Genomic DNA, 12566 nt, shown 5'->3' with positions numbered 1-12566 from the left:
TTTAAATTAGTGCCACTCCCCAAACGCGTCCATAATATCCATCAAAGGTATAGCATCCTCAATAGAGCAGGGATTATTAGTGTCATCGCCATTAAAATAGTTCACCACCTTTTCAATCATTAACTGCGATATATGCTCGGGGTGCTTAAATTCTTTAGTGCTTTCGCCTGCTTCGTTTTCCAGTTTTACCAGGTGTGGTTTGTTAAAGAACGGGAAGGTTATTGTTCCTTTATTGCCAATTATCTCACAAAGGTCGACCGCTGCTGATGGTGCCACATTAAAGCTCCATGAGCCATTTACTACCACCTTATTTTTAAAAACGATATGCCCGGTAGCATGGTCGGCAACTTTGTAGGTGCCGCCCTGGTTTAAGGATGCGCCGCTGTAATATTGTGGCTCGCCAAAGTAAAATAGCATCAGGTCAAGCTGGTGCGGACTCATATCATGAAAATAACCACCGCCCGAATGTTCGGCTTGTATGCGCCAGTTATCTTCCACATGAGTAACCAGTTCGGGTGTTATGCTTTGCCATAGCCTTATCTGCACGGTGCGTATATCGCCAATGCTGCCATTGTCTATCAATTCTTTTACATATAAAAACATAGGCAACGCGCGGCGGTAATGTGCTACAGACAGCTTGCCTTTGCTTTGTTTAACCGCATCAGCTATGGTACGTGCTTCAGCGGCATTTAGGGTTATGGGTTTCTCCAGGTATACGTTCAGGTTTTTTTTCAAAGCGGCCAAAGCATAACCCAAATGCGACCCCGGGGGCGAGGCGATATAAACTGAATTGATCTCGGGGTCATCCATTAATTTATCTGCATCATTATACCATTTGGCAACATTGTGCCTGCGGGCATAGTCAGCCGCTTTCTCACCATTGCGGCGCATAACCGCTACCAAACTGCTGTTAGGCACCTTATACAACGGTGGACCGCTTTTTTTTTCGGTTACATCACCGCAACCAATAATTCCCCATTTAATTGTACTCATGTTGTATTTTTACGTGGGGTAAAAATAGGATATTTCAAACAACTTCGGCAACAACAAACGTGCTTCCGCCAACAAAAACCAGGTCGTTATCTTCTGCTGTTTGCTGTGCTGCCGCCAAAGCGGATATTACAGATGGATAAGCTTCACCATGTAAGTTAAAACCTGCAGCTTTTTCCTTTAAGCTTTCGGCCTCTAAACCGCGCGGGATATCAGGCTTGCAGAAATAGTATATCGCATCTTTGGGCAGCATAGATAACACCTTAGTGCTATCCTTATCACTCACCACCCCGATAACAAAATGTAATTGCTCAAACTTTACATTGGCAATGTTTTTCAATACTTCCTGTATACCTTCGGGATTATGCCCGGTATCACAAATGGTTAAAGGTAAATTATTTAAAACTTCCCAGCGCCCATGCAAACCGGTTAGTGTTTTAACCTGGCGCAGGGCTGTTTTTATATGCTCATCAGTAATAACAAAATCTTGAGCACGTAATTCATTTACTGCGGACAGCACGGTTTTTACGTTTTTAAGCTGATAGCTACCGGTAAGGTCGAGTTGAATGGTGAGTGGTGAGTGGTGAGTAGTGAGTGGTATAATTTCTGCTTCTAATAATTCATCATAACCTTTAACCTTTAACCTTTTACCTTTTACCTCAAAATCACCTTTTACCTCAAATAGTTCTGATGCAAAGCTTATAGGCGCATCTTGTTGTTTCGCTTTGCGGATGAAGATATCAGCTACCTCATCCTGCTTCTCACCAATAATTACGGGGATGTTGGGTTTGATAATGCCCGCTTTTTCTGCAGCGATGAGTTGCAGAGTATCGCCCAGGATATTCATGTGGTCCCAGCCGATGTTGGTGATAACAGATAGGAGCGGGGTGATGATATTGGTAGAGTCCAGCCGCCCACCTAAACCCACTTCTATAACTGCAATATCCACCTTTTCCTTAGCGAATATATCAAAGGCCAAAGCAACGGTCATTTCAAAAAAGGAGGGTTGGATGTCCTCAAAATCGGGTTTATGCCGGGCCACAAAATCAATAACCAACTGCTCGCTTATCATTTCGCCATTAATGCGGATGCGCTCTCTAAAGTCTTTTAAATGCGGCGAGGTGTACAACCCGGTTTTATAACCCGCCACCTGCAAAATAGCCGCCAGCATGTGCGAGGTGGAGCCTTTGCCATTGGTGCCGCCTATATGTATGGTTTTGAATTTGTTCTGCGGATTGTCAAGGCGATTGCAAAGCTCAATGGTATTACCCAAATCAGCCTTGTAAGCAGATGCACCTACGCGGGTGAAGATCGGTAGTTGTGCGTAAATATAATCGATGGTTTGTTGGTAGTTCATTTACTATGCAAATATAATAAATAGGCGGATGCTCCGTAGTTGTTTGCGCAACCACCGCAATAGCTTGTTTCACGAAATAGTGAAACAAAATGTAACAAGTGAAACAAGATTTTGACTTAACCTATTGAAAATTAAATAACTACGAAAAAGTGGTGAAACAAAATGTAACAACTTATTCGTCTGCTTTTTTATGGGTAATACTTGTTTAATTTACTGATAAACAAATGATTACAAATTGACTAATTTTAATGTGATGAAACAAACGAATCATGAAGGTTGGCTTCATTATCACCTCGTTACATAGTCGTTCGATTTCATAGAAATCGAACAGCGGATGGATCATTTCAAACATTACGGATAGCGAGGTTATAAATAACAAACCGCGTCATTGCGAGGAACGAAGCAATCTCTACGTAGGACAATCAACAAAACGTATTGTTGGAATAGAAATAGGAGCCCTGCTTAAATAAAACATACTTCATAACTGATTAGCTTATGTAGAGATTATTAATATTATAAATTGTTTTTAAAAGGCATTAATGAGCTCCCTACGGTCGGTTGTCTTCGTTCCTCGCAATGACGCCTTTTTTATCATTTTTAGACGGCTTCTGAGAGCCATCGGCTTGATATATATTGTAACAATTTTCGTAACTTTATATTATGGCAAAAGCAGGCTAAAAAGAAAGCCACAAAGCCCCGTACATCGGAATACGATAAGAAAGTATCCTTTGACGGTACTTTTGAGGAAATGATAAGCATATCAGTTAAGGACGCTGACAAGAAGGTAAAGGCTAAAAAGGGAAAAAAGTAATAATTACCCGATGCCTAACAATAACATCACAAATATGAATTTCAAATCAAAAAAGATTTCGTTAGTGATTTTGGGCGCAACGGCCATCCTTTGTTCCAGAACATTGTTCTTCTTTTTTAATGATACTGAAGGCCCAAATCTTTTAATAGTTGGAGGGTTGGCAATGGCCATATATTTTTTATCCTTTGCGGCTTATGTATTTGTACCTTCCAAAATGAAGGGACTTAAGAAACTTTCGGTAGTAGTTTGTGTGCAAATACTATCTGTTATCGGCCTCTATTTTTGTATGAAGTAATTTCTGTCTATAATAACCTTAGTCCCAACTGGGGATGGATTATTTCAAACATTACAGACAGCGAGGTTATAAATAACAAACCGCGCGTCATTGCGAGGAACGAAGCAATCTCTGCACTCGCTAATCAGTGGTGAAAATGTTATTCAAGGCCCTGCTCAAAACGGCAAACTCTTGTTTGAATGTCCTACGTAGAGATTATTAATATTATAAATTGTTTTTAAAAGGCATTAATGAGCTCCCTACGGTCGGTTGTCTTCGTTCCTCGCAATGACGTGATGTAAGTTATTGATTATCAATATGATTAAAATTGTCATCTCGAACGATAGTGAGAGATCTTATACTCCCCGCTGGCGCAAGGTGCAGCGGTGGTAAGTGTGCGGCGTACTTGTGCCTACTTATAATTGTTCTATCAAAACACGCTTTAATTCACCTTAAACACAAACACCACCGTACCAATTTGCGGATCGGGGGCAGATTCAAGCGCGTTTAGCTTGGAATTTTTTACGGCATCTTCGCATTTTTGCAGCAGGTTGGCATCACTTATGGTGGTGCCGCGGGCACCTGCACGGGCGTATATTACGTTGCCGTTTTTATCAACACGTATATCAACCATTATTTTACCGGTATGGCGGCCGTTATCATTTATGGCGGGTTTGCTGGTAAAATTGCGCTGCTCCATCATCAGGCTGCCACCATTGCCAGATCCTGTTCCGTTATAGTTGTTGGTTAGCGTGCTGCCGGTTGGCTTGCCCTGGTTACCGGGGGTATTGGTGGTACCATCGCCTTCGCCAATGCCATTATTGGTTTTGCCTTTATATAACGCGTTTTGGTTTACTGTAGGCTTGACAACCGCTTTGGTAGGCTGCGTAGCTATAGTATTGGTTGGCTTTTTGGTATTGGCCGCAACCTCGGGCGCATCTTCGGTGTTTTGGGTTACAACCGTTTTGTCGCTGCTTTCAGCCTGCGTTTTTTGTTCGGTAGGCGGGGCGGTGGTAACTTTATCAGGCTTGGTATGATTTGCCTTTTCTGATATGGATGGCTGCTCTGTACTCATATAATCGCTACCCATGCCTTCATCAGTAGTGCCATAGTTTACCAGTATACCACCCGTGCCGTCCTGCGGTGGCGGCGGATTGGTGAACACAATAAAATAACATAAAGCCATAACAGCAGCCAGGATAACGGCTGTTGCTAAAAATGCTTTTGGATAGTTATTTTCTTCGGTCTGAACCATGCTTAACCTAATCTCTAATTAACTAATCTCTAATCACTAACCCTTTGGCTCTGTCGCGAGTACCAATTTTATATTCAATTTTTGCGCTATGTCCATAACTTGTACCACATCTTGTATGGCTACGGTTTTATCTACATACAAAACTATGGTTAGCGCGGTAGCTATTGATTTGTAGCTCAACAGCGTTGTATTCAGGTCGGCTACCGCTACTTCCTTTTTATCAACGTAGTATTTAAGATCCTTGGTTATAGATACCGTAATGGTTTTTTTTGATACCGACTGACCGCTTGACGATTTAGGCAGCAGCAGTTTAATAACGTTTGGATTGGTTACTGTTGAAGCGATAAGGAAAAACAAAAGCAGGAAAAACATGATATCATTCATGGCCGAAGTATGCACTTCGGCAGAAGCTCCTCTTTTTTTCTTTCTTAAATTCATTTGCTCGGCTCTTCTAATAAGTCAATAAATTCAATGGCATCGGTCTCTAATTGTAAGATCACCTTATCCACCATCATATTTAAAATATGGTAGCACACGTAGGCAACAATACCCACAAACAGCCCGGCTGCTGATGTTACCATCTTCACATATAAACCGCCGGATATTACACCCATGCTAATGTTATCGGTTTTAGAAATATCATAAAATATTTTAATAACCCCGGCAATAGTACCCAGGAAACCAAACATAGGGGCTATACCCGCCACTATGCCTAAAATGCCTATGTTTTTTTCCAGTTTGGCTACTTCAATTTTACCTATGTTTTCAATGGCGCCTTCAATATCTTTTATTGGCCGGCCAATTCTTAATAAGCCCTTTTGCAGCATACGGCCCAACGGCGAATTACTGTTACGGCAAATAGCCATAGCCGACTCCAGATTACCCGAATGAATACTGCTGCGTATTTGCACCAACAGGTTCGATTCGTTTTTTGAAGCTTTACGAATAGTAAAATATCTTTCGAAAAATATAACCAGTCCTAATATGGCTAATACGCCAATAGGCAGCATTACCCATCCGCCTTTAAGCAGCAGGTCGCCAAAGCGAAGGTCCTGATCTGGTATGGCTGCCAACTGCTGTGCCGCGTGTTTGGCGGTATCTGTTAGGTGTGTAACGGTATCTGTAACTGCTTGCATTATGGTGTTGTGTTATTTTTATGGTATAATTTCAATTCCGTAAGCGTTGCCACCCGGCACCTTACCACCTTCTATCGCTTTAACTGCACAATTTGTGGCTTCTTGCTTAGTTGCAAAATGGCCAATTGATATATGATATAGCTTATCCGGCGCGTCGGTTACTAACGTGGGGTCAAGACCTGCTTTTTTCATTTTCTTAATTGCCGCGTTAACCTCGGCAGCGGTACTGCCGGTAAATGCATAAACTTCATAGCGCCTGGTGCCTGCAGCGTCGGATGGTTTCGCGTTTATTTCGCCTGTTTTTTCAGGCTTCACCGTAGCTTTTTGAAACGCACCCGGATTAGTTGTAGCCGATACCGCCGGCTTCTGAATTATTACATTAGTTTTTGGCTGTTGCGCTATAGCTTTTGGCGTTGTTGTGTTTGTATTTTCAGTTATAACTGTAGTTTTTGGAACAGGTACAACAGTTTTTGGAACCGTTGTCTCACCTTTCTTAGTTATAACTGTAGTTTTGGCAAGAGTATCCTTTGCAGTTTTGGCAGATGCGGTATCGGTTTTAATGCTATCTGTTTCTATGCTATCAACTACCCGTGCCGCTGCTTTTGGTTTAACAGGAGCAATCACTACGGCATTAGGTTCCCAAAATGCCAATTTATAAAACGTATCAGGTTCATACTTGTAAAGAGCAAATACACCTGTTCCTAAAAGTAAAACAACCGTAAGTATTATTAGTGATACACGTACCCAACTATTGCTTTTTTCCTCCTCGCCGGCATCAAAAAACTCAGGTGATATTCCTGCTTCCTCTTCCTGCAGTGGTGTTTGTACAGGCTCAAGTTGTGTCTCTTCAGGTTGTATCTCTGACGTTACTTGCGGATAAGTTAATTTTGGCGGCAAGATCAGCTCTGCATTGGGGTCTTCTTCCGGTTTACTGTTCGCGGTTTTCTTTATTATAACAGGCTCAAAGCCGTAAAAAATGGTGTCGTCAATTATTTTTTTTGCCGGTCTGAAGGTAAGTTTGGTTAACTCGGTATAAAACCAGCCTAAGTTACCAATGGGTACTTCGCCAATTAACGCATCCTGTTTTAAGCCGGTAATATATTTTTCAAAGAAATATTTGGCCGATGCGATGGAGATGTTTTTTTTATTGGCAATATATTCGGCAAGGGCATCATCATCTATTGATTGTATGCCGAATGATTGTATATCAAATTGTGCCTGATGATAGGGTGGATAAAATTTACCCTCATTTTCATCATAATAACCACTTATGCGGGCCCGTACAAAGTAACCTAATCCGGGTACACTTACTTCGCCCTGCTGCATTAGAAATTCACCTAAATAAAAGCCTACATCCATTTGCTAAAAGTAACGGTTAATTATATAACATCAAACAGTTTAGTCGTAAGTCGAAAGTCAATAGCCTTAAGTAGTTGCCACTTTAGGCTATTGACTTCAGACTAAAAACTGAAACTGGCGCCTCCAAATATATTAAATCCGTAGTCGGGATAATATAACCAGCTTTGATTTGTTGTATTTAAAATATTATTTACGTGCCCAAAAACCGACACTTGTTTATTCACCTTATATTCAATGCCGCCGCTTAGGTCGGCAAACGAACTAATTGTTGCAATAGTAGTAACAGGAGCGCTGTTTGCGTTAGGCAAGTTTGATGAACTAATAGTTCTGTCATAAGCTAAACCACGAAACAATAACGAACCTGTAATTTTAACTTTATTATTTATATTGATAGCTGTACCGGCCGTTAGCTTAAATTTTGGCAGGTTCCATGCCTGTGCCTCTGATGCCATGTGGTAATCTTTAAATACTACATTTCCAAAAATATCCACATCGTCAGATGCCTTATAATCCAGCTCGCCATTAAAGCCATTTACGCGCGAAGTACCATTATCATAAATCACCATAAAGCGGTTATAGCCCGCAGCCAAATTAAAGTTGTTTACAAACAGCGGCATATTTTTAACACTGTTTCTAAATACAAACGCCTTAAAGCCAAGGCCCGGGGCAAGGGTGCCTTTTATACCTGCAGTAAGGTCAAGCTGGTCAACCGAATTTTTAATGGCGATATTTTGCCCAAGGAAAGGGTTAATTCCAAAAAAATCGCGTAAGGATGATTTATTTACATCACCCTTTGCTTCAACAAACAAGCGCACATATTTGGGTATTACCTGGTATTCTAATTTGGCGGCAGGAAATATAGAGAAGCGCGAAGCAAACCCAAACTCGTCAACAATATTTATTCCGGCATCAATTTTATAATCGGTACCCTGGAACTTGATGTATGGGTTAACCCTTATAATGCTATTGTTATAAGAATACAAGGTGTCTTTTTGTGTACTCAGGTCAAGCGAAGCGCTTAAACCTGTATAAAATTGATTAATGGTCTGGTTTAAAAAGCCCGAAAGCACCAGGTTATTTTCTCTTGCTTTAAATCTATCACCAAACGCGTAGCCTTTTAATTTTAAGGCGTATGTAAAATCATTTTCAACGTCTTTATAGTTTTTAGCAATCTCGCCCTCGCCGCTAATGGTATTAAAATATTGATGAGCCAATTGTAATGCGGCAGGAGGTGCATACTTATCATACCCATAAAAATAATTGCTGCTATTGGTATAATCTATGCGCCCGGTTAAAGTATTAACATCGCCAATGCTTTTACCAAATACACCTATTTGGTCCTTCCTGGTGTTTTGCTTGTAATAAGCTGTGCCGTTTTGCGCTATGTGTTTAAAATAGCCGCCAACCTGTAGCGCTTCATCTTTGCCGTTGCCAAAATATCCTTCGGCAAAGGTGGTTTTTAAGTTACCTGCACCCACTTTTATGTAATTATTTAAAGGTACGCTATCCTGCTGGGCCGGCATTTTCATGGCATCCAGCTGTTTTATTTCTGTATTGCGTTCCAGGCGTTTATCTAACGGAGCATAATTTAACGGTGCCTTAAACGGTGTTTTATCTTCAAGGTCGGGGTTGCGGCGTATTTTAACCGCATCAGCTAATACCGGTTTATAGGCCGTAGTTACCACAATTTCTTCTGATAGACTTCCGCCATTAGGAGGATTAGCGCCTGAACCGCCACCGCCCTTTTTAACGGTATCCCTACTGCTCACTTTTGCTGCAGCTTCACCCAACGACCTGGCGTCTGTTTGTTTTTTAGCGGCTGTAGGCCTGGCAATAGTTTTTGCAGGTTGTTTCTTTATTGTTTTAGCAGCCGCGGGTTTTTTAATCTTACTGGTTTTTTGCGCGTTAACCGGAACAAAGTATAATACCATGATCAAAGTAAACAGCGTGTAGGTGTATTTTAATTTCATGTGCTTGTCTTCTTTTATCCTTTGTTAACCGGTTTTGTGTTTTGAGTAGTATCGGGTTTCATTTCATCCGCTCCCTGTGTTTTAGCGGGTTTTGGCGGTGATATTTTATCAAGCTTTTGTTGTGCCGTTGATAATATTTCATCATCCCCTTTGTAATTATCTATTATACTTTGCAGTGTAGCTTTTGCCTGAAAATTATCTTTTAGCTTCACATAATTATCAGCCAATAAAATAAAAGTTTTGGCTACCCAGTAATCATAATTCGAAAAATCTTTTTGCAGTTCAAAGCAGGTTTTTTGCGATGTTTTGTACTGATGCTTTAAATATTGAATGTTGGCGATGTTATATTTAGCTTCGGCAGCGGCAACTGTTTTGGTGTTGCTCATGGTATAATCCAGTTCATTTACAGCTGCTGTGGTATCACCCTTTTGTAAATAAGCCAAACCTGCATACAGGCCGGTTTTAAACTTATCTTCCTGTGCCGATTTTTCGTTCTGCCTTACCAGCTTTACATAGTTCAGCACATCATCAGCCATGTGCATTTGCGAATAACATAATAGCAGGTTATTTATAGCGAAGGCATAATCGGCCTTATATTCAGAGGTTATTTCCAATTTTTTAAGGAATACTACCGCTTCATTATATTTTTTCTGCGCGATGTATAGTTTAGACATGCTTATCAATGATTGCTCTGTATAGGTACTGGTCCAGTCATTTAATATCACATTGTAATCGCTAACTGCTTCATCGGGTCTTTTTAAATTAACCAGGCTTTGCGCACGTATAAACCTTGATTGTTTATCATATATGGGCTTGGTTTGAAACTTATCAAAGTAAGCGTTAACAGCAGCAACTGTGCCTTGCCAATCGCCTCTTAAATAAAGGTTATTGGCGGCTGTGTACATAATGCTTTCCTGTTCGGCTGCCGAGTAATTGCCGATAGGGGTGGTGGTGGCGTAAGCGATGAAAGTTTGCGCATCACCCTTATCGGTATATATTTTTTCTATCTGTTTAAGGGCCTGTTTTGCTTCATCTGTGGATGCGTAATCTTTTATCACCAGTTTAAATGATTCAATCGCAAGGTCATCATTACCGGCATTGTAATCTATCAAACCAATGGTAACCAGCGCGCGTGGTATATAACTGCTGCGCGGGTATTTTTGAATCATAGCCTGCAGGTTGTTTCTTGCAGTTACACCATCATTCTTTAAAAAGTAGGTATAGGCAATCTCAAAATCGGCATCATCCGCGTAATCAGAATTTGGGAACGATGCTAAAACATCCTTGAGGGTGCTTATTTTTAAATCTAACGATCCACGTAAACCATGTATCATCCCCCGCTGAAACAACGCGTAATCCTCGCCTTTACTGTGCTGTGCAATTATTTTATCATAATATTCTAAGGCCCTGTCATAGCTTTTTAATACAAAATAGCTATCGCCAATACGGGTTATAGCATCATTTATAGTGTTCTTATCTTTTTCCTCGCCATTCAAAAACTTTTGAAAATAGGTGGCTGCTGTTTTATATTTTTCGCCACCAAAAGCTGCGTAGGCTAATGCATAATTTGCATAGTTGTATACAGGGGTTTGTTGTGCCTCGGACAGGTCCAGAAAGTCTTGAAAGGTTAATACCGATTCGCCGTATTTACGCACTTCGTACATAGCCTCGGCCATCCAGTAAGTGGTTAGCGCTTTTATTTTAGGATCAACCGGAACTTTTAATGAGCGCAGGAAAATACCAATCGCGTTTTCGAACGCGCGTTCGTTATAAAACTCAAGGCCGCGATAATAAGTAACTTTTTGGTAAGCAATTTTGGCGCTCTGTGTTTTATTGGGGATAGGCTCCAATATATCAACAGCCTCTTTATAATTGCGCGAGTTCAATAATTCCTCGCCCAATAAAACCTTAACCTCTGTAGTACGTTGCGCGGTTGGGTAGTTTTTTAAGTATAAGCGGGTAGCATCAAGCGCCTGGGTATTAAAATCAAGTTCGTAGGATAGCTTGGCATATTCATACAAGCCATCTTCCTGCAGCTGCTTATCAAAGCTTAATTTTGATGCTACTAAAAACGCGTTACGCGCGCTTTGCTTGTTATCCATCTTCAGGAAAACACCGCCTAATATATAGTTACCATTCTGGCTATAAACATCGTTCTGTTCAATCAGTTTTTCTAACTCGCTGGCAGCTTTTGCGTTGTTGCCTATTTTATTGTAAGCGTAGCCCATTTGATAGCTATCCTGCGTGCTTTGGGTTTTGCCCAGATCGCGCTCTTCAAACCGGTTGTAATATTTAACCGAGTTGTCATAATCTGATTTTGCAAAGTATGAAGCGCCAATTATACGCAGCATCTCCGTTTCGTTTTGCTGATGGGTACTGTTAATTATAGGTACCGCATAGCTTATTACATCATCATAACGTTTATCTAAAAAGTAAACAGCGGTTATATAATATGGATAACTGTTGATATATTTTTTTGAATTTTTAAGCTTTTCAAAATTTACCAGTGCTAAATGGTAATCCTGGTTCAAATAAGCTATATAGGCAAAATAGTAAGTGGCATCATCAGTAAATTGCGAACGCCGGTTTTTTACTTCGCTAAACAGTAATTGCGCGTTTTTGTAATCATTTAAAGCAAAATAGGCATATCCCTTACGAAACTTATACTCGGTATTTTCGCTTCCGCTTAACTCGGCAGCGCTTATTTTATTAAACCAAAGCAGTGTTTCTTTATATTTTCCTTGTTTTGAATACGATTTGCCTATCTGGAAATAAGCCAACTTGGTTAACGGGTTTTCGGGATGTTCTTTAATGAATTTTAAGAAAAGGCTTTCAGCATCATCATTGCCTAATTCAAGCGCGCAAAATGCTACGTAGTATTGGGCGTTTTCTTTTAACAATGAAAGTTCTGATTCGAATTGCGGCTGATTGCTGGTTTTTAATTTAGAATCCATCACCAGCTTATATTGCTGTGTAGCGGCAACATATTTACCTTTTTCTAACAGATTGTTTGCTGCATGGTAGGTGTGGTAAACATCAAATGATGGGTTTTGCTGCGCGAATAAATTGAAAGCGAAAAATACAAAGAAAAGGAAGAGGCTGTATTTGATTTTTATCATAAAGCGTGTACAAAATAGTGGTGCTAAATTAGCTAAACACAAAAATGCAATCCACAATAGTAATTAACATGTGTGGAAAACACTTTTTAAACGCAAGTATGAAAATAGATGGTATGTATGTGGAAAACTTTTATGTGGTTGGTCATTGGTGATTGGTCATTCGTCATTGGTCATTTGCCAATGATATTAATATATGGGGCTGTATCAAAATTGGTATTACAAAAATCAAAACAGAATATATTTTTCGGATATACCTCTCTACGTTATTTTGTGACTTCTTCGCGCACTTTGGGTA

Annotated in this window: 9 protein-coding genes; 1 reads left to right on the top strand and 8 read right to left on the bottom strand. The window is 40.3% G+C overall.

What is annotated here, in order from left to right; translation table 11 throughout:
• Positions 1-6 precede the first annotated feature (6 nt).
• Entirely contained in the window at positions 7-993 is a 987-nt protein-coding gene (locus JWR23_RS14725; protein WP_299516938.1) for a Gfo/Idh/MocA family oxidoreductase, read from the bottom strand.
• Between the two features lie 34 nt (positions 994-1027).
• Complete coding sequence (locus tag JWR23_RS14720) at positions 1028-2347, bottom strand: folylpolyglutamate synthase/dihydrofolate synthase family protein (RefSeq protein ID WP_299516937.1); 1320 nt, start codon at positions 2345-2347, stop codon at positions 1028-1030.
• Between the two features lie 845 nt (positions 2348-3192).
• Between JWR23_RS14720 and JWR23_RS14715 the strand changes: the two genes are divergently transcribed.
• A complete protein-coding gene (locus tag JWR23_RS14715) occupies positions 3193-3453 on the top strand; it encodes a hypothetical protein (protein ID WP_299516936.1) in 261 nt (86 codons plus the stop codon).
• A gap of 421 nt (positions 3454-3874) precedes the next feature.
• Here the strand turns inward: JWR23_RS14715 and JWR23_RS14710 are convergent, their stop codons facing one another.
• The 6 genes from JWR23_RS14710 to JWR23_RS14685 form a co-directional block, all read right to left on the bottom strand.
• The gene (locus JWR23_RS14710; RefSeq protein ID WP_299516935.1) at positions 3875-4687 is read right to left on the bottom strand and encodes an energy transducer TonB; all 813 of its coding nucleotides are present in this window, start codon (positions 4685-4687) and stop codon (positions 3875-3877) included.
• A gap of 36 nt (positions 4688-4723) precedes the next feature.
• Positions 4724-5125, bottom strand: a complete 402-nt coding sequence (locus JWR23_RS14705) for a biopolymer transporter ExbD (protein ID WP_299516934.1) — start codon at positions 5123-5125, stop codon at positions 4724-4726.
• Positions 5122-5823 carry a MotA/TolQ/ExbB proton channel family protein gene (locus tag JWR23_RS14700; protein ID WP_299497732.1) on the bottom strand — a complete coding sequence of 234 codons (702 nt, stop codon included), beginning with the start codon at positions 5821-5823 and terminating at the stop codon, positions 5122-5124. The genes JWR23_RS14705 and JWR23_RS14700 overlap by 4 nt, the downstream gene beginning before the upstream one ends.
• Positions 5824-5841: 18 nt before the next feature.
• Entirely contained in the window at positions 5842-7182 is a 1341-nt protein-coding gene (locus JWR23_RS14695) for an SPOR domain-containing protein (RefSeq protein ID WP_299516933.1), read from the bottom strand.
• A 101-nt stretch (positions 7183-7283) separates the two neighbouring features.
• Positions 7284-9152 (bottom strand): hypothetical protein, encoded by a 1869-nt coding sequence (locus JWR23_RS14690; protein WP_299516932.1) that lies wholly within the window; start codon positions 9150-9152, stop codon positions 7284-7286.
• Positions 9153-9166: 14 nt separating this feature from the next.
• Positions 9167-12271 carry a tetratricopeptide repeat protein gene (locus JWR23_RS14685; protein WP_299516930.1) on the bottom strand — a complete coding sequence of 1035 codons (3105 nt, stop codon included), beginning with the start codon at positions 12269-12271 and terminating at the stop codon, positions 9167-9169.
• Positions 12272-12566: the final 295 nt, after the last annotated feature.

It is taken from the genome of Mucilaginibacter sp., from assembly GCF_028288205.1.
In the GTDB taxonomy this organism is placed as follows: domain Bacteria; phylum Bacteroidota; class Bacteroidia; order Sphingobacteriales; family Sphingobacteriaceae; genus Mucilaginibacter.
This window is presented reverse-complemented; position numbering and strand designations above follow the sequence as displayed.

Excerpts from the sequence above, each read along its gene's own strand:
- JWR23_RS14725 (WP_299516938.1), bottom strand. The coding sequence starts at position 993 with ATGAGTACAATTAAATGGGGAATTATTGGTTGCGGTGATGTAACCGAA.
- JWR23_RS14720 (WP_299516937.1), bottom strand. The coding sequence starts at position 2,347 with ATGAACTACCAACAAACCATCGATTATATTTACGCACAACTACCGATC.
- JWR23_RS14715 (WP_299516936.1), top strand. The coding sequence starts at position 3,193 with ATGAATTTCAAATCAAAAAAGATTTCGTTAGTGATTTTGGGCGCAACG.
- JWR23_RS14710 (WP_299516935.1), bottom strand. The coding sequence starts at position 4,687 with ATGGTTCAGACCGAAGAAAATAACTATCCAAAAGCATTTTTAGCAACA.
- JWR23_RS14705 (WP_299516934.1), bottom strand. The coding sequence starts at position 5,125 with ATGAATTTAAGAAAGAAAAAAAGAGGAGCTTCTGCCGAAGTGCATACT.
- JWR23_RS14700 (WP_299497732.1), bottom strand. The coding sequence starts at position 5,823 with ATGCAAGCAGTTACAGATACCGTTACACACCTAACAGATACCGCCAAA.
- JWR23_RS14695 (WP_299516933.1), bottom strand. The coding sequence starts at position 7,182 with ATGGATGTAGGCTTTTATTTAGGTGAATTTCTAATGCAGCAGGGCGAA.
- JWR23_RS14690 (WP_299516932.1), bottom strand. The coding sequence starts at position 9,152 with ATGAAATTAAAATACACCTACACGCTGTTTACTTTGATCATGGTATTA.
- JWR23_RS14685 (WP_299516930.1), bottom strand. The coding sequence starts at position 12,271 with ATGATAAAAATCAAATACAGCCTCTTCCTTTTCTTTGTATTTTTCGCT.